This window comes from Tumebacillus permanentifrigoris (assembly GCF_003148565.1).
In the GTDB taxonomy this organism is placed as follows: Bacteria; Bacillota; Bacilli; order Tumebacillales; family Tumebacillaceae; genus Tumebacillus; species Tumebacillus permanentifrigoris.
The window spans coordinates 142,147-166,662 of sequence record NZ_QGGL01000011.1 but is presented as its reverse complement, the minus strand read 5'-3'; the positions used below and the strand labels follow the sequence as shown (position 1 = coordinate 166,662).

25 protein-coding genes and 1 riboswitch are annotated in these 24,516 nt (G+C 56.4%); of the genes, 14 read left to right on the top strand and 11 right to left on the bottom strand.

Translation table 11 applies throughout. The annotated features are described in order from the left end of the window. Window positions 1–3: 3 nt before the first annotated feature. Entirely contained in the window at window positions 4–438 is a 435-nt protein-coding gene (gene hepT, locus C7459_RS13940) for a type VII toxin-antitoxin system HepT family RNase toxin (protein ID WP_245884546.1), read from the bottom strand. A gap of 177 nt (window positions 439–615) precedes the next feature. Between hepT and thiE the strand changes: the two genes are divergently transcribed. Beyond that, window positions 616–1,314, top strand: a complete 699-nt coding sequence (gene thiE, locus C7459_RS13935; protein WP_245884545.1) for a thiamine phosphate synthase — start codon at window positions 616–618, stop codon at window positions 1,312–1,314. Beyond that, a complete protein-coding gene (gene thiO, locus C7459_RS13930; RefSeq protein WP_109689906.1) occupies window positions 1,311–2,438 on the top strand; it encodes a glycine oxidase ThiO in 1,128 nt (375 codons plus the stop codon). Before thiE ends, thiO begins: the two co-directional genes overlap by 4 nt. A gap of 73 nt (window positions 2,439–2,511) precedes the next feature. On the opposite strand, the gene C7459_RS13925 is transcribed toward thiO, so the two are convergent. The 4 genes from C7459_RS13925 to C7459_RS13910 form a co-directional block, all read right to left on the bottom strand. Beyond that, complete coding sequence (locus C7459_RS13925) at window positions 2,512–3,033, bottom strand: DUF4352 domain-containing protein (RefSeq protein WP_109689905.1); 522 nt, start codon at window positions 3,031–3,033, stop codon at window positions 2,512–2,514. 394 nt (window positions 3,034–3,427) lie between these two features. Beyond that, window positions 3,428–5,152, bottom strand: a complete 1,725-nt coding sequence (locus C7459_RS13920) for a DEAD/DEAH box helicase (RefSeq protein ID WP_109689904.1) — start codon at window positions 5,150–5,152, stop codon at window positions 3,428–3,430. A gap of 153 nt (window positions 5,153–5,305) precedes the next feature. Continuing rightward, window positions 5,306–5,731: a hypothetical protein gene (locus tag C7459_RS13915; RefSeq protein WP_109689903.1), complete on the bottom strand. Its 426-nt coding sequence runs from the start codon at window positions 5,729–5,731 to the stop codon at window positions 5,306–5,308. Window positions 5,732–5,871: 140 nt separating this feature from the next. After that, a complete protein-coding gene (locus tag C7459_RS13910) occupies window positions 5,872–6,618 on the bottom strand; it encodes a glycerophosphodiester phosphodiesterase (protein WP_109689902.1) in 747 nt (248 codons plus the stop codon). A 143-nt stretch (window positions 6,619–6,761) separates the two neighbouring features. On the opposite strand from C7459_RS13910, the gene C7459_RS13905 reads away from it, so the two are divergent. The 5 genes from C7459_RS13905 to C7459_RS13885 all read left to right on the top strand — a co-directional run bounded on the left by C7459_RS13905 (window position 6,762) and on the right by C7459_RS13885 (window position 13,015). Further along, a complete protein-coding gene (locus C7459_RS13905; RefSeq protein WP_109689901.1) occupies window positions 6,762–7,724 on the top strand; it encodes a GntR family transcriptional regulator in 963 nt (320 codons plus the stop codon). 75 nt (window positions 7,725–7,799) lie between these two features. Beyond that, on the top strand, window positions 7,800–9,530 hold the full coding sequence (locus tag C7459_RS13900) for a 2-oxoacid:acceptor oxidoreductase subunit alpha (RefSeq protein WP_109689900.1): 1,731 nt from the start codon (window positions 7,800–7,802) through the stop codon (window positions 9,528–9,530). Between the two features lies 1 nt (window position 9,531). Then, window positions 9,532–10,401, top strand: a complete 870-nt coding sequence (locus C7459_RS13895; RefSeq protein ID WP_109689899.1) for a 2-oxoacid:ferredoxin oxidoreductase subunit beta — start codon at window positions 9,532–9,534, stop codon at window positions 10,399–10,401. A 109-nt stretch (window positions 10,402–10,510) separates the two neighbouring features. Then, a complete protein-coding gene (locus tag C7459_RS13890) occupies window positions 10,511–11,773 on the top strand; it encodes a DUF1800 domain-containing protein (RefSeq protein ID WP_170119463.1) in 1,263 nt (420 codons plus the stop codon). 18 nt (window positions 11,774–11,791) lie between these two features. Then, window positions 11,792–13,015, top strand: a complete 1,224-nt coding sequence (locus tag C7459_RS13885) for a DUF1501 domain-containing protein (protein WP_109689897.1) — start codon at window positions 11,792–11,794, stop codon at window positions 13,013–13,015. A gap of 69 nt (window positions 13,016–13,084) precedes the next feature. Here the strand turns inward: C7459_RS13885 and C7459_RS13880 are convergent, their stop codons facing one another. After that, complete coding sequence (locus C7459_RS13880; RefSeq protein ID WP_342766666.1) at window positions 13,085–13,819, bottom strand: acyltransferase; 735 nt, start codon at window positions 13,817–13,819, stop codon at window positions 13,085–13,087. Between the two features lie 201 nt (window positions 13,820–14,020). On the opposite strand from C7459_RS13880, the gene C7459_RS13875 reads away from it, so the two are divergent. Beyond that, window positions 14,021–14,695 carry a response regulator transcription factor gene (locus C7459_RS13875; protein WP_109689896.1) on the top strand — a complete coding sequence of 225 codons (675 nt, stop codon included), beginning with the start codon at window positions 14,021–14,023 and terminating at the stop codon, window positions 14,693–14,695. Beyond that, complete coding sequence (locus C7459_RS13870) at window positions 14,688–16,112, top strand: sensor histidine kinase (protein WP_146201003.1); 1,425 nt, start codon at window positions 14,688–14,690, stop codon at window positions 16,110–16,112. The genes C7459_RS13875 and C7459_RS13870 overlap by 8 nt, the downstream gene beginning before the upstream one ends. 36 nt (window positions 16,113–16,148) lie before the next feature. Here the strand turns inward: C7459_RS13870 and C7459_RS23370 are convergent, their stop codons facing one another. The 5 genes from C7459_RS23370 to C7459_RS13850 form a co-directional block, all read right to left on the bottom strand. Continuing rightward, window positions 16,149–16,316 (bottom strand): hypothetical protein, encoded by a 168-nt coding sequence (locus tag C7459_RS23370; RefSeq protein WP_170119462.1) that lies wholly within the window; start codon window positions 16,314–16,316, stop codon window positions 16,149–16,151. A 163-nt stretch (window positions 16,317–16,479) separates the two neighbouring features. Next, window positions 16,480–17,688, bottom strand: coding sequence for an alanine racemase (locus C7459_RS13865; protein WP_211320393.1), 1,209 nt, complete (start codon window positions 17,686–17,688; stop codon window positions 16,480–16,482). 73 nt (window positions 17,689–17,761) lie between these two features. Further along, window positions 17,762–18,259 (bottom strand): NUDIX domain-containing protein, encoded by a 498-nt coding sequence (locus C7459_RS13860; protein ID WP_109689894.1) that lies wholly within the window; start codon window positions 18,257–18,259, stop codon window positions 17,762–17,764. Window positions 18,260–18,308: 49 nt separating this feature from the next. After that, window positions 18,309–18,854: a 5' nucleotidase, NT5C type gene (locus C7459_RS13855; protein WP_109689893.1), complete on the bottom strand. Its 546-nt coding sequence runs from the start codon at window positions 18,852–18,854 to the stop codon at window positions 18,309–18,311. A gap of 20 nt (window positions 18,855–18,874) precedes the next feature. After that, a complete protein-coding gene (locus tag C7459_RS13850; RefSeq protein ID WP_109689892.1) occupies window positions 18,875–20,029 on the bottom strand; it encodes a class I SAM-dependent methyltransferase in 1,155 nt (384 codons plus the stop codon). Between the two features lie 224 nt (window positions 20,030–20,253). Here C7459_RS13850 and C7459_RS13845 point away from each other — a divergent pair, with 224 nt between their 5' ends. The 5 genes from C7459_RS13845 (at window position 20,254) to C7459_RS23680 (ending at window position 24,477) form a co-directional block, all read left to right on the top strand. Then, a complete protein-coding gene (locus tag C7459_RS13845; RefSeq protein WP_109689891.1) occupies window positions 20,254–20,484 on the top strand; it encodes a hypothetical protein in 231 nt (76 codons plus the stop codon). Between the two features lie 87 nt (window positions 20,485–20,571). Next, the gene (locus tag C7459_RS13840) at window positions 20,572–20,820 is read left to right on the top strand and encodes a hypothetical protein (protein WP_109689890.1); all 249 of its coding nucleotides are present in this window, start codon (window positions 20,572–20,574) and stop codon (window positions 20,818–20,820) included. Between the two features lie 38 nt (window positions 20,821–20,858). Continuing rightward, window positions 20,859–20,962, top strand: a riboswitch (purine riboswitch). A 145-nt stretch (window positions 20,963–21,107) separates the two neighbouring features. Next, entirely contained in the window at window positions 21,108–21,707 is a 600-nt protein-coding gene (locus tag C7459_RS13835) for a xanthine phosphoribosyltransferase (RefSeq protein ID WP_109689919.1), read from the top strand. 57 nt (window positions 21,708–21,764) lie between these two features. Continuing rightward, entirely contained in the window at window positions 21,765–23,042 is a 1,278-nt protein-coding gene (locus C7459_RS13830) for a nucleobase:cation symporter-2 family protein (protein WP_109689889.1), read from the top strand. Between the two features lie 109 nt (window positions 23,043–23,151). Further along, the gene (locus C7459_RS23680; RefSeq protein ID WP_109689888.1) at window positions 23,152–24,477 is read left to right on the top strand and encodes a methyl-accepting chemotaxis protein; all 1,326 of its coding nucleotides are present in this window, start codon (window positions 23,152–23,154) and stop codon (window positions 24,475–24,477) included. Window positions 24,478–24,516: the final 39 nt, after the last annotated feature.

Here is a 24,516-nt window from a genome sequence, read left to right as displayed (position 1 = left end):
GTGTCACCCCAATTTTACATAGGTAGCAATCGAGTCGCGAATCGTCGCAAAGTCTTGTGCGTAGGTGCGGACGGCGTGCCACACGTCCGCTTTTTCCAAGCGCAGATATTCGTGGGCGAGCAGCTTGCGAAAGCGGATCGCGCCGATGAAGTGCTCGTAAAAGTCGCGGGTGAAGACCTGCTCCTCGGTGAGGATCTCGAAAATGTCCTCATAGGAGGCGGCGTCACGCATGACCAGCGCGTCGATGATCAAGTTGCCGATGTCGGTCAGGCATTCCAACGCGATATGTAGGGAACGCTCTCCTGCAGCTTGCAGGATCGGTTGTGCGAGGAATTGTTCCTCCGTGTGGTCCGCGAGCACTTGCAACACATGGAACTGCTGCTCCATAAGCGTCAGGTAGCCGCGAATCTGGCTGCGGTGTGAATCGGTGATAAACATCGATGAATCCTCCTCTGAACATGGCAAATGACTCCATTCTCTTATTGTAGCCCAGTTGTCGCGGGTAAGTCCATGTGATACCCTGATTCTTGCATGGGCTCAGGTGGATTGATGCGCACCGTAAAATGGAACGGTGGCCTCTTGGACCGAATCCCAGGATGGAAGAAGGTTTTCGTTGTGTCCGAATCAAGATTTCAATTGCATGTCATCACCGATGGCAAGCGGCAATCCCAAGAACTGTATGACATTGTAGAAGCAGCTGTGCGCGGGGGGGCCGATGTGATCCAATTGCGGTACAAGTCGGCGCCGGCGCTGGATTTGTATAGGTTGGCGGAAGCGATACGGCCCGCGATCCGCGGGGCAGGTGCTGGACTGTTGATCAACGACCGCGTGGATGTGGCGTTGGCGACCGGGGCTGAAGGCGTCCATCTGGCAGCCAAGAGCTTGCCGATCGCCGCCACGCGTCCGCTGATGCAGGGAGATCAATGGATCGGGTGCTCGGTACACTCCGTCGAGGAAGCGGTGAAAGCAGAGCAAGTCGGGGCCAGTTACATCACCTATGGCCATATCTTTGCCACCAATTCCAAGCCGGGCCTGCCTCCGCGCGGAGTGGATGCCCTGCGTCGAGTGGTTGATGCCGTGAACATCCCGGTGCTGGCGATCGGCGGCATCACGATGGAGAACATCGACGAGGTGCTCGCGACTGGTGTTGCCGGCATCGCCGTCATCGGTGCGGTCATGGCGGATCTCGAACCAGAACGTGCAGCCCGCGAGTTGCGCCAACGGATGGACGCCAGCCACCACCGTCCGAAAAAAGCGCTCCCGCTCGCGAAGGCGCTGTCCGATCAACATGGGCGAAGTGAGATCGTCCAATGAGCCACAGTACGGAAACGGATGTACTGATCGTCGGTGGTGGTGTGATCGGTGTCGCGATCGCCTATGAATTGGCGAAGGCGAGTGTGCAGACGCTCGTCATCGAGAAGGATAACCTCGGTTCGCAATCTACCCGCGCTGGTGCTGGGATGCTCGGCGCACAAGTGGAGATGATGGCGGCAGGGCCGATGTATGAGTTAGGCGTGACTTCACGGGCGCTTTTTCCAACGCTTCGAGAGGAGCTGTTGGAGATCTGCGGTTGTGACATGGAATTGCAGACGCCGGGGATCTTCCGCGTGGCGGTCAACGAAGTGGATCGACAGGAGTTGCTGACTCGCCAAGTTTGGCAGCGGTCAGCCGGTCAACGCGCCGAATGGTACGAGGACGATGAACTCCGCCGCATCCTCGGCGATGATGTGATCTCTGCGACCTATGGAGCGCTCTACCTCCCTGACGATCACCAAGTTCGCAACATGGCGTTCCTGCTCGGACTGGTCGCTTCGGCAAAAGCGCTCGGTGCGCAGTTCAGGGAACAAACTTCGATGAGCGGATTTCTTACAGAGAACGGAGCGATCGTCGGCGTACATACGCTGAACGGCCCGATCCGTGCGAATCGTGTGGTGCTGGCAACGGGTGCGTGGACTGGGTTGCTCGGTCGTGAACTCAACCTCGACATCCCGATCCATCCGGTCAAAGGTCAGTCGTTGCTCCTCAACTCCTACGCCCCGCCGACACCGTACACGATCTTCACGCACGGCTGTTACATCCTACCCAAGCGCAACGGGCAAGTTTACGTCGGTGCCACCGAGGAGGAATCTGGTTTTGATAGCCGTCCGAATCTCGGGGCGCTGGCGCAACTGTCCAACCAAGCCGTCGGACTGATGCCATCGCTTGCCTCCCTGCCATTTGTGGAGCCGATCGCCGGTCTCAGACCAGGTTCGCGCGACGGACTCCCTGTGCTAGGCGGTGTGCCTGGCGCACCCGGTCTCTACATCGCCTCAGGCCACTTCCGCAACGGCGTGCTGCTGTCGGCGATCACAGGCAAAGTGATGCGGGAAGTCCTGACTGGACAGCAGACCTCGGTAGATCTGACCCCGTTTTCGGTCGCTCGCAGTGTCAACACCTAATCGATGACCAAAAGTGGTTGCCAAAAAGCCCTCCCCCGATTGGGTGAGGGCTTTTTTCGTGACCCGATTCGCGCTATTGTTTGAGGTCGAAGTTGATGGTTTGGTCACCGCTGGTCGCTTGCAGTTGCGGGGTCTCACCCTTGGGTACGTCAAACACGAGGGTGCCCTTGACCGTCTCGTTGGCGGTGACGTTCTTGAGAAAGAACGCATGTCCCGTCGGATTGGCGAGCAGGCTGGCGGTATTGTCGGCCGCGAGCAAGGAGCCATTCGAGAGCAACATCTTGAACTGTGACAAAACAGGCGTCTGCGGGTTGGCATCAAGGTTGCGCAACGAAACATTGACCAAGTAGAACGTGCCCGTCGCATCGACTGCGTTGGTCTCGCCTACGATTTTGGGTTTTCTCTGCACCTCGTTGAGCTCTAGCACGAAGCGCCCAAGGATGACTTCCTGCTTGAGCGTGTAGGTCTTGATCGTTTTCTGCCCTTGGTTCGTCGCCAACTGTTGGTCGGTCATCCACCAGACCGCACCGCTGAACACGAGGACGAACAGCACCAAGAGCAGGATCAGTTTGTTGCCGTTTCTTTTACGTTCCATGATTCGCTGGTTCTCCCCTGCGTTTTTCTTGCTCTCATTGTAGCAAAAAAACAGTTTCGATGCTCCCCTGCATCGAAACTGTTGGTATGATCCCCTAACCAAGTACCCACATGAGACAACCGACGAGAATGCTCCAACCAAATAACGCTGGAATCAACCCATACAGACAACCACGGATAAAATCCATCTCGTCCACCACCAGTCCTGTGAGTAGTTGTAACCTTCTATGTTGTGCCATCATTATAGGTGAGGATAACCATATGGTCAATGTGTAAATCACCTACAGGAATCGTTACTCTATTTTATGATGGCCCTCCTTTATTTCTTCTAATCAAAAAGTCACGACTCGCCTAGTGCGAGTCGTGACTTTTTGCTGATTCTATTCTATTTTTACTTAGAAACGCGGGCCGCGCGGAGCGGATTTGCCTTCGCCGGAAGCACGACGTTCACTGCCGCCACTGCCGCCTTTGTAACCGCCGCCGCCAGTACCGGAGCCTTGGACTGCGCGCTTTTTGTAGCCGCCGCCCTCGCCACCACGGTAACCGCCGCCACCGGTGCCAGAACCTTCGCCGCCACGGTAGCCACCGCCACCCGTGCCGCCGCCGGAGCCACCGCGGTAACCACCACCGCCGCCACCGCTGCGACGTTCGCCATCACGACCACGGTAGCCGCCGCCACCGCCGCCGCCGTAGCTGCCGCCCGGACGCTTGTTGCCATAGCCGCCACCACGGTTGCCACCGCCGGTGCCGCCACGTTGTTCACGAGTTTCACGGAAGCGTTTGGAGAAGTCGACGACTTCCTCAAGGCTCATGTCAATCGAGGTCAGCTCTTGTTCACCGACGAGGTCTTCGCCGATGATTTTCAGTGCTGCTGCGACGATTTGTACGGAATCATGCTGGCCGAGCAGTTCATTCGCCAGTTCTTCGAATTGGGATTCGACGTCCTCCATGCCGGTCAGGACGCGTTCCATGATGCGCGATTGCTGGCGCTCTTTGAGTTCAGCCAACGTCGGCAGCAGCGATTTGTGGATGCGCTTGCCGATCGCTTGCTCGATCATGCGAAGCAATTTGTACTCACGCGGTGCAACCAGGGTCAACGCTTTGCCTTCGCGACCTGCACGACCGGTACGGCCGATGCGGTGAACGTAGGAATCCACGTCTTGCGGGATGTCATAGTTGACAACGTGGGAAACGCCTTCGACGTCGAGACCACGTGCAGCCACGTCGGTTGCGATCAACAGGTCGATCGAACCTTGACGGAATTGGTGCATGACTTGGTCGCGCTCACGCTGGGTCATGTCACCATGCAGACCCGAAGCGAGGTAGCCGCGGGATTGCAGAAGTTTTTGCAACTCGTCAACGCCACGCTTGGTGCGGCAGAAGATAACGCCGAGTTCCGGATCTTCTACATCCAGCAAGCGGGTCAGCGCGTCAACTTTGTTTTTGTCTGCAACTTCGTAGTACACTTGCGCGATCTTCGGCGCAGTCACGCCTTGGGATTGGATGCGCACGACCTCCGGGCTCTTCATGAAGCGTTCCGCCAGACGACGGATCGGGTCCGGCATCGTCGCCGAGAACAGTAGGGTCTGACGATCCGCGTTCGGGACTTCTGCGAGGATGGCTTCAATATCTTCGAGGAAGCCCATGTCGAGCATTTCATCCGCTTCGTCGAGGATGACGGTGTTTACGTCCTGCAGACGGATGGTTTTGCGGCGGATGTGATCGAGCAGACGGCCCGGGGTACCGATGATGAATTCCGGGTTGCGCTTCAGTCCTTTGATCTGACGGTCGATTGGTTGACCACCGTAGACCGGCAGGACGTTGACGCGGGAGAACTTGCTGAGCTTGCCGGTCTCGTCCGCGACTTGGATCGCGAGTTCACGAGTCGGTGCGATGATGAGAACTTGGATTGCGCTTTTGCTTCTATCAAGTCGGGAGATGGTTGGGATGACGAATGCAGCTGTCTTCCCCGTTCCGGTCTGCGCTTGGCCGATTACGTCCTTGCCAGCGAGCGCGAGCGGAATGGTCTCCGCTTGGATCGGGGTTGCTTCTTCAAACCCCATGTCCTCGAGGGAGCGTAGTACGTCTTTGTCAATACCGAGTTCTGCAAACAATGCCATGGTTTTGTTTCCTCCTATAATATAAACACCTTCTCTGGTCTAGTGTGCCCACATTTGGACCTTAGGTTGTATGTAAGCGCAAAAGAAAAAGAAATTCCGCGAGGAGCTTCCTCACGTTTCAAAGGATAATATTATCACAGTTTGGATCGGTTGTCACCAATTTCCTGCAACAACTTCTCGAAACGTCAGGGACTTGTCTCCCCATATCCCTTGATTGAGGATCACACGGACTTCTGTTTCATCGCCAAGACCGAGTCGGCGGAACGCGTCGGCCGCTTGCTGGATGGCACGACAAATGTCTGTATGCTCTAGATTGCCCACATCTGCCGCTTCCAAACGGTTGTCGTCAAAAAAGCAGAGGATCGACAGTCCCTCCTCGTCCAATTCTGCGGAGGCGAGATGGTGGAGCAATTCGATGTTGAAGGCGTAGAGTTCGCCCTCTTCGGTGAGCAGTAGCCGACACTTGTGCGGATACTCGGTCTGTTCTGCGAGCTGCTTTAGGTCTGCGCGGGTGGGGTGTTTATACATTTCATAATAGCGCTTGTCATACTTCCCCAGCAAGCCTATGTGGAACGGCATCGCGGACACCTCCTGCTATTGGTCTAGCCTTTTTCGTGCCGCGAAATAAAAGACCCCGTCCGCCTGCGCGGATAGGGTCTTTTTCTCCACACAAAGGACTCCAAAAACAATGAGCCAATCCTGAATTGATGAAACTCTTCCTATATATAGGTACTCTCAAGTATCCCCTTCAAACGGTCTGGATAATTCGTGATGATCGCATCAACCCCGAGGTTGGCCACCAGACGCATGTGCTCCTCCTCGTTGACCGTCCAGACATTCACTGCCAGCTCCGCTGCGTGCGCTTCAGCGAGGAACTGCGGTTTGATGGTGGCAAAGAACGGATGCAACGCCCGTGCCCCGAGCCGCTTGGCATACTCGACCGCTCCGACGATCACACAATCATACAACAGCCCGGTCGAGATGTCGGGGGCGAGTTGATGGAATTTCTGCATCGAGCCGTGGTGGAACGAAGAGACGATCACGCGCTCCTCGATCTGGTAGCGTCGAATCAATTCCAACGTTCGCTCCTCCAAGCCCGGCATCGGAAAAATCGAGTTCTTCAACTCGATGTTCAACACCATCCGGTTCCCGAACGCGTCGATGACTTCCTGCAAGGTTGGAATGCGCTCCCCGGCAAAGGATGGATCATACCACGACCCCGCGTCGAGCGCGCGCAATTCTGCCAATGTGTGCTCGTGTACATAGCCCCGCCCGTTGGTCGTGCGGTTCAGCAACTCATCGTGGATCACCACCGGCACGCCATCGCGGGTGATCTGCACATCAAACTCAAATCCATCGGCCCCCATCAAGTCAGCGACTTGAAAGGCTTCCATCGTGTTTTCCGGCGCGTACCCAGATGCCCCACGGTGGGCTAGATTTAACACTTTTTTCCTATTAATCTGCATAGTGAACACCCCTCCCAGCCCAAAGATAACAAATCCTTCTTATTTCCGCAAAATGAACTTTCCGTGACGACAGAGTAGGTGTATAATGTTGGCGAAGCAAGTTGTTAGGATCAATGGATTAATCCATTTCATGAGGTGAGCACATGTCTTTTCCGATTGTGCGCAAGAACGGAATTCCGCTCTACATACAGGTGAAGGAAGCCGTGCTTGCTGAAATCAAAAGCGGGGTCTGGAAAACGGGTGACAAGCTCCCTACCGAACGAGAGCTGTCGGAAAAACTCAAGGTCAGCCGCAACACCGTCTCCCAAGCCTACCAAGAGCTAGAGGCTGAGGGCGTCCTGAGTTCGGTTCAAGGGCGTGGCACGTTTGTTTGTGACCGCGACGATGCCGTCCGCATTGAGAATCGGAAGGACTTGTTGCTGAAAATCATCGATGTGGCGATGGAGGAAGGTCTGCAGCTGGGCTTCACGCTCGAAGAATTTGCCGAATTTGCGGCAGCCCGCACGCAGGAGAAATTGGAGTTTCTCAGCCGCGTCCGCGTTGCGTTTATCGAGTGCAACCGCGAGCAAGTCGAGTACTTCGCCAAAAAGTTGCAGTTTGACTCGGGCATCTCGATCACCCCGCTGGTTCTCGAAGACATCAACCGGGACATGGAGCGCTATCTGCCTGAGGTGATCGCCTCTGACCTTGTCATTACAACTTTCTTTCATTATGATGAGGTTAAGGGCCTGTTAGGCAGTCGTGAAAATGTACTGGCGATCGCACTCGATCCGCAATTGGAGACAATTGTACGGATTGCACGCATCCCAGTTGGAAGAAAAGTTGGTCTGGTATGTAAGTCCGACAACTTTGCGGGCAAAGTATTACTGGCACTTAAAAATGCCGGTCTCGACGGGGTGGACATCCGTGCCTACACGAACAAGTCTGACCAGAGCCTCGCCGACATCGTGGCCGCGCTCGATGTGATCATCGTATCGCCTGGACGCCGCCGCGAAGTTGAACAGTGCATGACCCGTCGCCAAGAGATCATTGAATTTGTTTACAAACCGGATGTAGCCTCGATCAATTTGTTGCGCGCCGCATTGATTGATTTACGGCGCCAATAAGCCAATTTTTCGATCCTCACTATCCGTTTGTATAGAGAGCAATCACTTAATGTTTACGAGGAGTGGAACTGAAACATGTTAGAACAACTTTCTTGGAAAGTTGGGGGCCAACAAGGTGAAGGTATTGATTCCACCGGTAACATCTTGGCAACCAGCCTGAACCGACATGGCTACTTCATCTACGGGTATCGTCATTTCTCGTCCCGTATCAAGGGCGGTCATACGAACTATAAGATCCGTATCTCTACCTCTTCTCGTCTGGCGAACGCTGACCATCTCGACATCCTGATCGCGTTTGACCAAGAAACCATCGACTTCAACTCGTATGAATTGCGTGACAACGGCGTTCTGATCGCCGATGCGAAGTTCAACCCGGTTGCACCGGAAGGCAAGCAAGTTCGCTTCTTCCCGGTTCCGCTCACCAAAATCGCAGAAGAAAACGGTTCAGCGATCATGAAAAACATGGTGGCTGTCGGCGCGACTGCTGCAGTTCTGGGCCTCTCGCCGGAAACGTTCCTGTCCTACCTGAACGACAAGTTCCTCCGCAAGGGTGAAGCCGTCGTCCAAAACAACATGAACGCCCTCAAAGCGGGCTTCCAATACGTCATCGACCAAGGCATCGATCTGTCCGACCTGAACCTGGCGCCGGGCGACGGTGTTGAGCGTCTGTACCTCACCGGGAACGATGCGTGCGGCTTCGGCGCACTGGCAGCAGGCGTCCGCCTGATGCCGGCGTACCCGATCACCCCGGCTTCTGATATCATGGAATACCTGATCAAAAAACTGCCGAAAGTTGGCGGTCACGTACTGCAAACCGAGGACGAAATCGCAGCGGTCACCATGTCGATCGGTGCTTCCTTCGGTGGTTCCCGCGTCTGTACCTCCACCTCCGGCCCGGGCCTCGCACTGATGATGGAAGGGATCGGTCTGGCTGGTATCACCGAAAACCCGATCGTGATCTTCGACACCCAACGTGGCGGTCCGTCCACCGGGATGCCGACCAAGCACGAGCAATCCGACATGTACGCAGCTCTGTGGGGGACGCACGGTGAGATCGAAAAGATCGTCGTGGCTCCGTCCAATGCAGAGGAATGCTTCTACATGACGGTGGATGCGTTCAACTGGGCTGATCATTACCAAGTTCCGACGATCATCCTGACCGACCTCGCGCTGTCCCTGTCCGACCAAACTGTTGAGAAGTTTGACTTCTCCCGCGTTACGATCGACCGCGGCAAACTCGCGACCGATGAGCAATTGGCTGCTACTCCGCAGGGTCAACTGTTCAAGCGCTTCGAGTTCACCGAGGACATGATCTCTCCGCGCGTCTTCCCGGGTAAAAAAGGCGGTCTCCACCACGTCACCGGCGTCGAACACACCGAAGTTGGCCGTCCGACCGAGGACAAGCATATCCGTACCAAGATGATGAACAAGCGCCTCAACAAGTTTGACGGCGTCGAACTGCCGAACTCCCTCTCCTTCAACGGGGATGAAGATTACGAATTGCTGCTCGTCGGCGTCGGCTCCACGGCTGGTCTGATCGACGAAGCGATGGAGCGCCTGCAAGCAGAAGGCCGCAAAATCGGTCACCTGCACGTCAAAGTTCTCAACCCGTTCCCGATTGCTTCCGTTCAAAAGTACGTCGACCGCGCGAAAAAAGTACTCGTCATCGAGAACAACGCAACGGGTCAGCTCAAAAACATCATGCGCTTCAACGGCATCAAAGGCGAGCTGGATTCCCAAGTGAAATACGACGGTAACCCGTATGTTCCGTCCGAGATCTACAACTTCGTGAAGGAGATGAACTAACGTGGCAACTGTAAAAGATTTCCGAAACGAAATTCGCCCGAACTGGTGCCCAGGCTGCGGCGACTTCTCCGTTCAAGCCGCGATTCAAAAAGCTCTGGCTGAAACTGGCAAAGAACCGGAAACCACTGCAGTAATCTCTGGGATCGGTTGTTCTGGCCGTATCTCTGGTTACATCAACTCCTACGGCTTCCACACCATCCACGGTCGTTCCCTTCCGGTTGCACAAGGCGTGAAACTGGCGAACCGCGATCTGACAGTTATCGCTTCTGGCGGCGACGGCGACGGTTTCGGGATCGGTCTGCACCACTTCATGCATGCGGCTCGCCGCAACATGGACATCACCTACATCGTGATGGACAACAACATCTACGGTCTGACCAAGGGTCAAACCTCCCCGACTTCCGCACACGGCTTCAAGAACCCGAAGTCGACTCCGGAAGGTAACATCGAGAACGCACTGGTCCCGGCACAAGTTGCGCTGTCCGCAGGCATCGGCTTCCTGGCACAAGGCTTCTCGTCTGACATCAAGCAATTGACCGAAGTCATCAAAGCGGCGATCAACCACAAGGGCTTCTCGCTCGTCAACGTGTACTCGCCGTGCGTGACCTACAACAAAGTCAATACCTACGACTGGTACAAGGAAAACATCACCAACGTTGATACCATCGAAGGCTACGATAAAACCAACCGCATCCAAGCGATGTCGACGGTTATGGAACACGCAGGTCTCGTGACCGGTATCCTCTACCAAAACGAGAACATCAAGGCCTACGAAGACCTCATCCCAGGCTACCTTGAAGAGCCGATCGTCAACCATGAACTGCCGCTCAGCGAAGATGTGCTGCAGAAGACCATGAAGGAATTCGTGTAAACGAAATCCCTACAGAAAAACACTCCGCCTCATGCGGGGTGTTTTTTTTATACATTTTCCACAAATTTGGTTTATGATAGAGATAAGCTCTGGAAGGGAGATCGTATGTATGAGTACAGCCAAGATCGCCCACTTGTTGCGCCGCACCGGGTTCACCGCGACCAAGGCGCAAGTGGATGCTCTGTCATCGCTGTCGATCCCGCAAGTCGTCGACAAATTGTTGAACGCGGCCCTCACGGCCCCGAAACCGCCAGACGGATTGGATGAAAAGACGGACATCAAAAAGCTGGTGCAGTGGTGGATCGACATCATGGTCCGTACTTCGAACCCGCTGCAGGAAAAAATGACGCTGTTCTGGCATGGCCACTTCACCTCGAACTACCGCAAAGTCAGAAATATCGACCTCATCGCCCAGCAAAATGTCCTGCTCCGCAAGCACGCGCTCGGCAACTTCCGCGACCTCGCCTACAACATCTCGATCGACCCCGCGATGCTCATCTACTTAGATAACAACACGAACTTAAAAAAATCCCCCAATGAGAACTATGCCCGCGAATTGATGGAGCTGTTCACGCTGGGGATTGGCACTTATACGGAAACAGATGTCCGCGAAGTCGCCCGCGCCCTCACCGGCTGGACGACGAGCAAGGGAGATCGCAAAGCGATTTTTCAAAAGAATCAGCATGATGAGAGCAACAAGACGATTTTCAAGAAAACCGACAACTTCGATCTGAAAAAAACGATCGATTGGATCGTCGAGCAACCGACCTGCGCCACGTTTATCACCACAAAATTGTGGCAGGCGTTCGCTTCCCCGACTCCTGATCCGGCGGTGATCAAGTCGTTGGCGAAGACGTTTGTCGACAGCGGGTACGAGATCAAAGCTCTGCTGCGGGCGATGTTCACGTCGGATGCTTTTTACGCCAGCACCACGTACCGTTCACTCGTGCTCTCACCCGTCGAGTATATCGTCGGCATGTACAGCCTGTTCCCGAACGCCAAGTACGCCGACGACAAGCAAGCGCTGAACCTGTTGACCCAGATGGGCCAACAGCCCTTCGACCCGCCCTCCGTCGCCGGATGGCCGGGCGGCGCGGCGTGGTTGTCCGCCTCCGCGCTGTTCATCCGCTACAATTTCGTCGATTGGTTCACCCTCCAACTCACCGAGTCGGACTTTGCCTTGAATCCGACCTCGTCGATCCCCGCCTTGCTAAACGATGCGCTCAACAAGTATGGCCTAATGGATCTCAGCCCCCACACGCGCGTCGTGATCGAGAGCTACCTGAACAAGTCCAACCTCGCCAGCAAGGAAACGATCTACCGCGGGCTCCTGCACCTGTTGCTGGTCTCACCAGAAGCACAAGTTCACTAGATCGGAGGAGGTCACTCGATGAACATCACCCGCCGCGACTTTGTCGTCAAAGGGGGCATGGGCCTCCTCGCGCTCGGCCTCGCCGGGCCGCTGGGCCTGCTGGATTGGGATCAACACATCGCTTCCGCAGCCGCCCAGGACAACATCCTCGTCGTCATCCAACTCTCCGGGGGCAATGACGGCCTGAACACAGTCGTCCCGTACAGCACGGGGGCCTATTACGACAACCGTCCGACGCTCGCGATCGCACAAAAGGACGCGCTGCACCTCGACAACAACCTCGGCTTGCACCCCAGCCTGCCGAATCTAAAAAAACTCTATGACAGCGGCAACCTCGCGATCATCAACGGAGTGGGCTACCCGAACCCGAACCGCTCGCACTTCCGCTCGATGGAGATCTGGCAGACCGCTGCGCCAGACAAACTCGACGAGCAGACCGGGTGGTTGGGGCGCTACCTCGACCTGACGACCAACGCCGCCAAAAATCCCGTCGCCGCCGTTACCGTCGGGCCGGGCTCCAAGATCTTCCTCGCCAAAAACAACGACGCGCCAGGGGTCACCCATCTCGACACCTTCAAGTTGATTTTGCGCAAAGCCAAAGGCGCCGACCGCCTCCGCCGTCAGGATGCGTTCTTCAAACTCTACGACAAGCCAACCGAGCCCACGCTGATCCTGCCCACCGCGAAGGGTCACACGGCGATCCAGTCCTCCAACACGATCCAATCGGTTGTCAAATCGGCCACGGCAGGGACGAGCTACCCGGAGAATTCGGCATTTGGCGACAACCTCGAATTGATCGCCCAACTCGTCAGCTCCGGTCTCGGCACCCGCACCTATTTCTCGATGCTGGACGGTTTTGACGACCATTCGCATGAAAAGGACGAGCACGCTCGCGGACTGAAGGAATTGGACAGCGCGCTGAGCGCTTTTTACAACGATCTCGTCCAACGCAACGTGGCGAACCGCGTGACGATCCTCGTCTACTCGGAGTTTGGTCGCCGCGTGAAGGAGAACGCCAGCAATGGCACCGACCACGGTACAGCAGGTCCTGTGTTCGTGATCGGGCCACAAGTACAGGGTGGGCTCTACGGGCAGTTGCCCAGCCTCACCCAGCTCGACAGCGGCGATTTGAAATACCAAGTCGACTTCCGCTCGGTCTATTCCACTCTGCTCGACAAGTGGTTGAAAGCTCCGTCCAAGGATGTGCTCGGCGGGTCGTTTGAGAACCTCAAGTTCCTGTAGCTGCTATACCCCGCACGAAAAAAAGGCAGGCCCTCGCACTTGCGAAGGCCTGCCTTTTTTACAATTTCCTTAGGGAACCCAGCGGACTTGTTCCTTCACGACGCGCGCCGGGTTGCCCGCGACGACTTGGCCAGCGGCGACGTCCTTGGTGACGACCGCGCCCGCAGCGATCACAGCCCCATCACCTACGGTGACGCCCTTGAGAATCATTGCACGAGAGCCGATCCAGACGTTGTTGCCGATCGTGATTTTTTGGGTATTCTGAGCGCCTTGGGCGATGTGGTGAAAGTCGGTGTCCATCAGTTGGACGTCCCAGGAGATCGCACAGCCAGAGCCAATCTCGACGTCCGACTTGACGATCAGCTTGGAGTTGGCGGTGACGTAGCTGCGGTCCCCGATCTTCAGCCGCGCATTCGGGCCGACCAGCACGCGCACACCAGGGCCCAAGGTGACAAAGCCGTCGATCTCCAGACTGCCGCCCGCTCCGATCTGGATAACGTTGCTGTCCAGACCCTCCTGTCCGTTCTGGCCGATCTGGGTCTCCATCCGGCCGACCACCAGACGGTCGCGCACGATCAAATTCGCGGTGCGCGCCACGCTCCAGCGGGTTTTCCAATGCGTGAAGACCGGCAGCGGCATCGCAAGCTTCCCGCGCAACCGCACACTCCAGTAGATGCTCTTGAGATAGGATAACGCGTCGCCTGACAAGACTCTGCGCAGGATTCCCTGCCAACGCCCGACTCGAGGCTCGGAAGCACCTGCTTCGCTTCTGGTCTGGGAGCCCGTGAACGTTTTATCCATCATCGACACTTCGCGTTCCTCCATTCGTGGTGTGATCGAATATGAATCGACATACGCATAGTATGTTAGTGTACCTTTTAGATAAGCTAATTATACGTGGGGAATGTGTTGGGACTGTGTCCACTATAGATTTCGTAAAAGGGGCTTGGGCTGAGGCCGTCCCTTTTGCTACACTGTATAGAGATCAGGATGAGGAGAACATGCATGCAGACGATATTGATTGTGGAAGACGAAAAGCCGATCGTCCGCTTGTTGCAAGTCTACTTGACCCAAGCTGGTTATCAGGTGGAAGCGGCGATGGATGGTGAGGAAGCGTTAGAGGTATTTGCGAGGGTCCGTCCGGCGTTGGTGTTGCTCGACATCAACTTGCCGTTGGTGGACGGATGGGGCGTGTTGGCAGAGATTCGCAAGCAGAACTCCTGCCCGGTGATCATGTTGACCGCGCGCGGAGATGTCAAAGACCGTCTCCAAGGGTTCCAAAGCGGCGCGGACGATTACATCCCCAAACCGTTCGACCCCGACGAAGTGGTTGCTCGGGTGATGGCGGTGCTGCGCCGTCCGCCCGCCTTAGTCGAGAGCGATCAAGTGCGGTTGGGCAGTTTGATGGTCGACTTTACTGCCCGTTCGATCACGCTGGGCCAAGAGACGTTGGCATTGGCACCACGAGATTGGGACCTGCTGGCGTTTCTCGTGCGTCATCCAAACCAGAGTTTCACGCGCGACCAACTGCTTGACCGCGTGTGGGGGCTCGATTACGAAGGTGGAGACCGAGCGGTCGATGTCGCCGTCAAGCGCCTGCGCCAAGTGTTGCGCGACTGGACGACCACAGAGGGCGAGATCGTGACAATTCGCGGGATGGGGTACATGCTTCGTGCGTAAACCCGTGACGCTTTTAGCCTATTGGACGTGGCGTTATCTGTTGGTGTTGGTCGGGATCTTGGCATTTCTGGCGGTGCTCGCTGGCGTTTGGTTGCGCAGCAATGCCTATGACCAAGCCTACCAAGTGATGGAATTGCGGGCGAACCAAGTGTCCGACCAAGTGGAGCAGACGTTGGATGCGCAGGCAACTCTCGATCATGTCAAGCCGTATCGGGCGTTGCACAACGACCTCTACATCGTGCAGGTGTTTGATCAACAAGGCCAGGAGATGTGGTTTCTCAAAGGCAAGAACCCGAGCTTCCCTGTCGAGGCGCGCACTCTCTCCGCCCAGCATGAGCGGGTCTTGGAGGAACGCACCATCTACGAGGAAGTCTCAGCGGACGGGCACAGCTATCTGCGCGTCGGCGTGCCGGTCACGTTGCAGGACGGGCAGGCGCTGGCGCTGTACCTGACGTTGCCGATCGCGGAGGCATTTCCCACGGTCAATCGCCAATACGGGTTGGTGTCGATCCTGATCGGCGGGGTGGCGCTGGCGGGGTGGTTGGTCATCTACTTCCTGTCGCAGAAACTCACCCAGCCCTTGCGCCAATTGGCGTGGGCCTCGCAACAGATCGCGGAGGGTGCCTACGACCCAGTGCTCCCGGTGGGGGTGAAGGCGCAAGAGTTGCAACAGCTCATCGGCTCCTTCCACAACATGGCGGCACGGTTGAAGCAATTGGAGCAGATGCGCACCGACTTGCTCGCCGGAGTTTCTCATGAGTTGCGCACACCGATCACCTCGATTCGCGGGATGATCCAAGCGGTGCAAAGCCGCGTCGTCACCGATGGCGAGGCGGACGAGTTTTTGCAGATCTCGCTCGATGAATCGAAGCGGTTGCAAGGCATGGTCGAACAGTTGCTTCATGTCTCCGCGATTGAGACGGGGGCGCAAGAATTTGCCAAGGATGCGATCAACCTCTGTGCGTTGGTTGAAGAAGTGATCCAACAATTGAGCGTGTTGCCACACTTCGCGCCGGTGGTGTTCGAACGCGACTTCCCGACCTCGCCTCAAGGCATCTGGGTACACGGCGATGCCGGTGCGCTTCGGCAGGTGCTCTTGAATCTGCTGAACAACTCGCAAAGTGCATGTCAATCGCCAGACAACTGCCTGACGATTTCATTGACTGCGCGGGTTGAGGGCAACTTGGTCCAGCTTGCCGTGGCGGACGATGGTCCGGGCATCCCGGAGGAGGAACAGCCGTATATCTTCGAGCGCTTCTATCGCGGGCTGGAGCGACCTCGGCGCAATCACGGGCTCGGCTTGGGGTTGACGTTGTCTCGGCTGTTGATGCGAGCGCAGGACGGGGACTTGCAGTTGGTCTCGTCGTCTGAGCAAGGGACGACGTTTCAAGTGAGTTTGCCTCGGATACAGGCATAAAAAAGAACGCTCCCTGTGGGGGCGTTCTTTTTGGCATCAGCAGTTGGAACCGGGAAGTGTCTCGTCGTAGAGGCTGAACCCTTCGCTGTCATCGTAGTTGATGACGAGTTCGGCGACGAGGGTGGCCGTTTTCGAATCGAAGAGGAACAGGATGCCAGCTTCCTCGACGTGGGTATCGCGCGGTTTTGGCTCATCCAGAGCCAAACGATAGGCGGGACCGCCTCAGCCAGGCACGCAAAAGACGCGTGCGCCGAGTCCTTCGCGCTCGTCCTGTGCGAGCAACCACTCGATGCGTTCAATCGCTTCGCTGGAGATGTCGATCAAGATCATGGTGCATACCTCATTTTCTCAGGTTTTTTTCAGTGTACTAGACCGTTTGACCGCGCGCAATGACCTGCCACACAGTTTGCGTGCCATCTGGTTGCAGGACTTTCAGTTGGTCGGTGAGGTTGGCGACCGGGCAGGCGTGGTTCGGGATGACTTCGAACAGGTCACCGACTTGGATCGGGCTGTCCGACGGGATGCGGACGACCCCGTGCTCCTCAGACAGGCGTTCGATGACGGCGTCGTCGTGTCCGACGATCAGTCCGTAGCCTTGCAAGGTCGTACTCCCGTGTGCGCCACGGTCCAAGGCCAACGTCTTGGCCCCTGCATCGATGACGAGGCGGTCAGGTGCGGGTCTGGATACCACACGCGTGAAGACCCGCAACGCAACCCGGTCGACAGGGACCACACCCAACTGAACTTGTGTCGCATCATAGAATACATAGTTCCCCGGCCGAATCTCCGTCACACCCGGAACGGCACCCGAGACGCGAACCGTCGGAGTGGAGCCAACCGAGATCGCCAAAGAGTTCCATGTAACAGCGCTTGCCGCGTCAAGCACGTCCGACACGCCAGCCGTTTCAGCCGTTTCGCCTGCTCCCCTGCCCTCATCGCTCAACACTTGCACCGTCTCCAGAAGGCACATTGCCTCGTACTCCCCAATCGCCCGCACTTGCTCAGGCGAACTTGCGCCATAGGCATGCCCTGCGTGTGTCAGCAGCCCCTGCAACTCGATCCCCGGCAGTTGCACCACTTGGCGCACGAGTTCAGCCGCCGCAACACCGGGGGTGATCCCACAGCGCTTGAGCCCCGAGTCCACCTTCACCCACAGCTTCAACCGCCGCTCGTGCGCCACCGCAGCATCTGAGAGCAGCCTCGCCTGCGCGAGACTGTCGGTCATCGTCTGCACCACCGCTTCAGGATAACGCGCCTGCAACGCGAATAGCCTTTGAATCTTCGGCCCAACCAACGGGTACGCCACCAGCACATCTCTTGCGCCGCGCTCTAGAAAAACTTCCGCCTCCCCTAACTTGGCGCAGGTCAACCCGACCGCTCCCGCTGCTCGCTGCAACTCCGCAATCTCCCACGTCTTGTGCGTCTTCAAATGCGGGCGCACCCGTACCCCGTGCGCCCGCGCAAACTCCGCCATCTCCTGAATGTTTTGCACCACTTTCGCCTGATGCACCACCACCGCTGGAGTCTCGAAATCAGCTAGCGATCCCACCATCTCCCGCTGCCACAACTGCGCCATGCCAACCCCTCCTGTCGAAATCTATTTCCCGCGCAATAAAGGAAAGCAAAAGCCACCCGCACCCGGATGGCTCCTACTGCTCTTTTTTTGAAAAGCGATGCCCCCGCAGACGCTCCAACGCCAACGGATACACGTCGTCTTTTAAAATCGGGCTGAACTCCACACCTGCTCGCACTTCCTCCACGGTCGGCGGTTCTGCGAACAACCGCACTTCGTCCGTCTCAAAACCGCTCGGAAGTTCGTGCAGTCGAGCCACCCGCGCCACATAGATGCTTTTGACAAAAGGCGGCGTGCCTTCCATCTCCACCGTATATTGGCCCAATGGCTCAAGGGCCGCCAACTCCGCCCCTGTCTCCTCATACACTTCGCGCACCGCCGTCTGGATCGGCCATTCGTGTGGCTCCCGCGTGCCTCCTGGCACTTCCCAACCACGCCGCTTGTTCCGGGTCAACAACAGCTTCCCTTGATAAAAAGCAAACACCAACACAAACCCAGGGTCCACAAACTCGCGCTCCTCGAACGTCAACGTCACCCGCTGACCCGAGTATGCGCCATCAAACTCGTACTTCATTGCGTTCCTCCCTTCACCGCAAGTACTAATGACAGATGCTTCGCCACCGTCATCCACGCGCGCCCCACTTTCGCATCAGGAGTGTCTCAAACTCCAGCCAACTGCTCACTCGCGGCACGCTCACAGCGCGGTTGTACGGATAATCCATCGCCACCACCTCACGACCAGACGATTGGAACGAGAGCAAGTTGTGCGGCGCATCATCAAACAGCAGATCGCCGCGGATCATCTCCTTGCGATGGGCAAAAATCAAATTGTGCTTGCCGATAAATGGCAACCGTCGCTCCACCCACTGTTCCTTTTCCGTATAGGCATGCGTGCGCGAGGAGGTGACCAGCAAGATCTCATAGGCGTGGCTCAAGCGCTCCAGCACTTCAACTGCATCAGGCAAGGGAAGCAAGTTCAAGAACAGCCCTGGTTCGTCGAGAAAGTCGTACACCTTCATCCCGCATTCCGGCTTGACGTACTTCTCCGTCTGCCAGCATTGCAGTTTTGCCACACACAAGTCGTCGTCATACTGTTCGTTGTAGCGACGATGCCACTCTGTCATCAAGTCGCAGATCACCGAATCCATATCGATCAATAGCGTTCGCATCCGCCTCTACCCTCCCCCGTCTACTCCTCCAAGGAAAATGTCAGCGCATGCAGTCGCTCCGCCAACCCGTCGATCTCCACGCCCTTGGCTTGGATCAACACTTTGAACACCTCTCCCAAGGACTGCGGGAGGAACAGATTCAGCATGCGGTACATCTCCGCATCGGCCATCAGGTCGAAGCGCTTGCTGCGCAATTCCTGCACTTTATGCAAAAAGCCATTGCCGCCCAGCAGTTTCATCTGCGTGGTGAACCCGACCTCTTGCAACCCAGACTCCGCCCCGCTCTGCACCAACAACGAAAAGTCTACGTCAGCGGTCAGATCCTGCAAGCCGACGCGCTCATACGGCTGGGCTTGCTTTTGCTTGTAATACGCGCGCACACCATCTGCTCGCTTGTGCTGGACGTGTACCTCGGGAGATCGATCACCATAATCGATCGTCAACACAAATCCGTGGGCTAGCAGACGTCCCATCGCCCGGATCACCTCATCCGCCGCCGGACAGACGGTGAAGCGTTCACCCGCCGGCAGTTGCGCCAACGTCTTTGCATCCACCCACTCCGGCAAGCGCGGGTCGGACAGCGGACCCGCTTGTTCTGCAAAACCGTCGCCGTCCGCCACGGTGTAATACTCCACGAACCCGTCCTCCGTCTTGCCCAAGCGATGCACGGGCAAGGCGTCGAACAACTCGTTGCTGAGGATCACCCCCACGCGCTCGCCCTGACCCGGAACTTCATCGAGCGTTTCGTACCAGGTCATTTTTCCCGCCACGCCGCGTTCGCGTGCCCGCGCCTGTTGCTGCTCGCGCAGTTGTGCGCCCTGTTCGACGATCGCGTACTCTAGCGCGGCAAAAAAGCCGGCATCGCCTCGCTCCGCCGTCTGCAACAGATCCACAGCCAACGTCCCGACCCCTGCTCCCATCTCGAGCAGGAAAAACGGCGTTGGCCGTCCCATCACCACCCACATCTGGTGGATCTGTCGGGCGATACAAGCGCCGAAAATCGGGTGTACCATCGGGGATGTGTAAAAATCGCCACCCTCGCCGATCGTCATCTCCGGGCGGTTGTAATAACCCTCCGTCGGGTGATACAGCACCGTCTCCATAAATTCGGCAAACGTCAGTTTGCCCGCCTCCGCGAGTCGCCCACGCAACACGCCAGCCACCACATGATTCATCGAATTGTCACCTGTCCGTTCCTTGGTATCTACTGGGTATTGTACCAAACCCGACGCCGATTGTCGTCACACTTCAGCAGGGTGGCACATACACATTACCGACCCTCCCCGCTCGCAACAGAACTTGAAATTCCATCAATTGAAAAAAAGGATTTCACCTAAAGTTTTCGAATTAAGACAGAGACAAGGGGGCGGGGTACTCTTGTTCGAGGAGGGCAACTCAGATGCAGAACAACATGACAGTACTTGAACTCGATGACTTCTACTACACGCGCCATTCGAACGGGGCCAACTTGCTGGAATTGCGTGACATCCGCACCCAACAGGAAGCGAAGATTCGGGAGTTGCCCTTGGAAGAGCGTCAGCGGTTGACGAAGAGAATTCGTGAACGCTACATCGACCAGATGCTCTCATCCTCGGCCCGTTCCATGCTTCAATCGAAGAAACACATCTAGCGCATCGCATCCAAAAAACACCTTGGCTGTTGGGGACAGCCAAGGTGTTTTTTTGGTACAATAAGGGCTGAAAAGGAGTGATCCCGGATGCAAATGCCGAAGGAATGGCACGAAGCAGAGGTCCCGGAGGGCGGCACGCTGCTCCGCAAAGAGACCTACGAATACCAAACGGAAAAAGGCGACTACGACATCGAAGTCTTTGAAAACATGAAGGGCGAGTTCTACGCGATCGGCGTACCTCGCGATGACGAACGCCTGATCATCTACGGCAGCAACATCACGACGAGCCGCGCCTTGGCGCTTTCGGTCGTGCTGGACAAGATCGAACGCGAATAAAGGTTGCGCATTCGACAAATTCTGTGCTAGATTGTATCTAAATTGAATATGATTGTACTCGTATAATTCGTTGGGAATATGGCCCAAAAGTCTCTACCAAGCAACCGTAAATTGCTTGACTACGAGTGAACGTGCATCGTGGCTTTTTTGCGATGCAAGCGCTGGCTTTTTTGGCGCTATACCGATGGGGATATCGCCCGGAAGGTAGGTTTCACTTGCGATGTTTGTTGCGAGTGGAGCCTGTCCTTTCGGGCTTTTTTCATGTTCAGCAAAAGGAGTCGATCGAGATGAAATTGTTACAAGACCGCATCCGCCAAGACGGTGAGGCGTTGTCTAGCCACGTGTTGAAAGTCGACTCGTTCTTGAATCACCAAGTTGATTCGGCTTTGACGATGGCGATCGGACAAGCGTTCGCGGCAGAGTTTGGCGCAGAGCGTGTAACCAAAGTCCTGACGATTGAAGCCAGCGGCATCCACTTCGCCCTCGCGACGGCGGTGGCGCTCGGTGTCCCGTTCATTTATGCCAAAAAGAAAAAAGCCATCACCCTCACCGAAGATCTCTACAGCGTCCCCGTGCATTCCTTCACCCGTGGCGAGACGTTCAACGTCAGCGTCTCCAAGCGCTACCTGAGCGCGACAGACCGCGTATTGATCGTCGATGACTTTCTCGCCACCGGTGATGCGCTGCTCGGCTTGCGCGAGATCGTCACCCAATCGGGGGCACACCTCGTCGGACTAGGGGCTGTCGTGGAAAAAAGTTTCCAAGAGGGTCGGAGCAAGTTGGAAGCCACAGGTGTCCGCATCCACTCGCTTGCCCGCATCAAGTCGATGTCCCCCGACCATATCGAGTTTATCGAGGAGACCGCAGCTCTCGCGGCCTCGAACTGATCAGGAAGCCTACAACCCGCGCCTGTTGCCACTACTTGAAGGAGGCTCCCTTTCCACATGCTAAGCAAACAAAAACTTTTCACGCTCGGTCTCCAACACGTCCTCGCGATGTACGCTGGGGCGGTCATCGTGCCGCTGATCATCGGCGGCGCACTGAAACTGACGCCCTCGCAGATGGCGTACCTGATCGCAGCCGACCTGTTCACCTGTGGCCTCGCGACCTTGTTGCAAGTCCTTGGCACGAAGTACATCGGCATTCGTCTGCCTGTGGTGCTCGGCTGTACGTACACCGCAGTTGGCCCGATCATTGCGATCTCCCTCTCCTCCAACCTCGCCACCGCGTATGGTTCGATCCTCGTCGCGGGGTTGGCGGTGTTCCTGCTCGCGCCCTTATTCGGACACTTACTTCGCTTTTTCCCAACGGTTGTGACCGGCTCGGTCGTGACGATCATCGGTCTCTCGCTGATCCCGGTCGCCATGAACAACGCCGCTGGTGGACAAGGCTCCCCGGACTTCGGGCAGCCGCGCAATCTGCTGTTGGCGCTGGGCACGCTGTTGCTGATCCTCGTGATCAACCGTTTCTTCTCAGGTTTTGCCCGCGCGATCTCCGTGCTGATCGGCCTCGTCGTCGGAACGACGGTGGCTTACTTCATGGGTCTGGTCAGTTTCGCCAACGTCGCTCAATCGTCGTGGTTCAACATCGTCCAGCCGTTTTACTTTGGGACACCGCAGTTCGACATCTCCGCGATCCTGACGATGGTGTTGGTCTGCGTGATCTCGATGGTCGAATCAACCGGCGTCTACTTCGCACTCGGCAAAGTCGTCGGGGCGAATCTCAGCGAACACGACATTGTAAAAGGTCTGCGTGCCGAAGGGATCGCGATCTTCCTCGGCGGTCTGTTCAACGCCTTCCCGTACACCACCTACTCGCAAAACGTCGGTCTCGTCTCGCTGACCCGCGTCAAGTCGCGCAACGTGATCATCGCAGCGGGTGGCATCCTCGTCGTGCTCGGCCTGCTGCCGAAGCTCGCGGCACTGACCACCGTGATCCCAAATGCTGTGCTCGGCGGTGCGATGGTGGCGATGTTCGGGATGGTCGTGTCCTACGGCATCAACATCCTCTCCAGCGTCGACTTTACCCAAAATGAAAACCTGCTGATCGTCGCCTGCTCGATCGCCGTCGGACTCGGCTCCTCGGCGGTTCCGCAGATGTTCGACCAACTGCCGACGATGCTGAAAATGTTGTTGCAAAATGGCATCGTGACCGGCTCGATCTCCGCGATCGCCCTCAACCTCTTCCTACATGTCAAAAAACAAACCGCCGTCACCGCGTAACTGGCTACGGCAAGGTCAGGAAAGCAAAGCCTCGCTCCAGAAATGGAGAAGAGGCTTTTTTTCTAATCTTTCTATGATAAACTAATATGTACAATGAGGTGATACATCGATGGCAAAAAAAGGATTAGCAATCGGCAAAATAGCGCCGTCATTTACGCTGGATTCGACGTGGGGACGTCCGATCTCGTTGGAGGAATTTCAAGGCAAGCCCTTGGGGATTGTGTTTCTGCGCGGGACCTTTTGCCCGAACTGTCGGAAGCAACTCGAGGAATTAAACCGATATTACGAGGAATTTTTGCAACAAGGCGTTCAATTGATCGCCATCGCCGGGCAAAAGCTCGGCAACATACAGCAGTATACCGATGCGCATGAGATTCAGATTCCGGTGCTCGCGGATACCACGCGGGAAGTGATCAAGTCGTATGAGATCTTCACCCCGATCAAGTGGGATTCATTTCGCATCGCGATCCCGAGCACCTACATCCTCGACTCGGAGCACTTGATCCGCTATTCGTATGTCGGGGATTCCCAGTACGATCGTCCGGCCGTTCAGAATTTGCTGTATGTGATCCAATCGTTGGACTCGACGCCGGTCGAGCAAGGCTTGTCGACAGAGCAAGTCCCGGTCTTCATCCAGACGATGCGCGAGACGTTGGATGATGTGAACCTCTCGACCGACAACGTGTTGCACTACTTGGCGGGCAACCTCGGAAACTTGGCAGAGTTGCAACGCGGGTTTGAGCAGAATGTGGGTAGTTTAGGGACGTTCATGCAGAATTATCAATCCCAGTACACCAGCTTGCTTGCCTACAGCTCAAACTTGCAGAGCACGTCCAAGGAATTTGGCGAGATCGTGGTGATGAACCGCCAGTTGAGCGAGCATGTGCAGCATACGAACGCCCTTATGAGCGAACTGATGGACATGACCAAGGTCGTCAGTAAGATGAGCAGCGTGATCACGAAGATTTCGGCGCAGACCAAGGTGTTGGCGCTCAACGCCTCCATTGAGGCTGCACGAGCGGGAGAACATGGTCGCGGGTTTGCAGTCGTAGCCCAGGAAGTCACGAAGTTAGCGGAGGGCACCGATTCGTCGGCCAAGCAGATCACGGAGCAGTTGCACGTGATCGAAGGCAAGATTCAGGAGAGTTTCACGTCGTTCTCCGACTTTGAAGACGTGATGAAAGCGGTCAATGAACAAGTTGTCACCAAGTCTGAAGATCTGCTCTCCCTCGCCGACGCCACTCGTGAAACGGCCCAATCGGGCTACGAGATGGCCCAATTGCTCCAAAACCTTCAGCAAAGCCAACAACGGGCACAAACCCACCTCAGTCAGATTCAAGACAAAGAAACCTCCATCAACCAAGAAGTCCGCGAAATTCGCGAGGACATGCAGCGCAACATGGAACTGCTGGTGGTCTTGGAATCGGCCAAATAACGATCACGGCACCACTTGAAAAAGAGCCTCTGCCCGCAC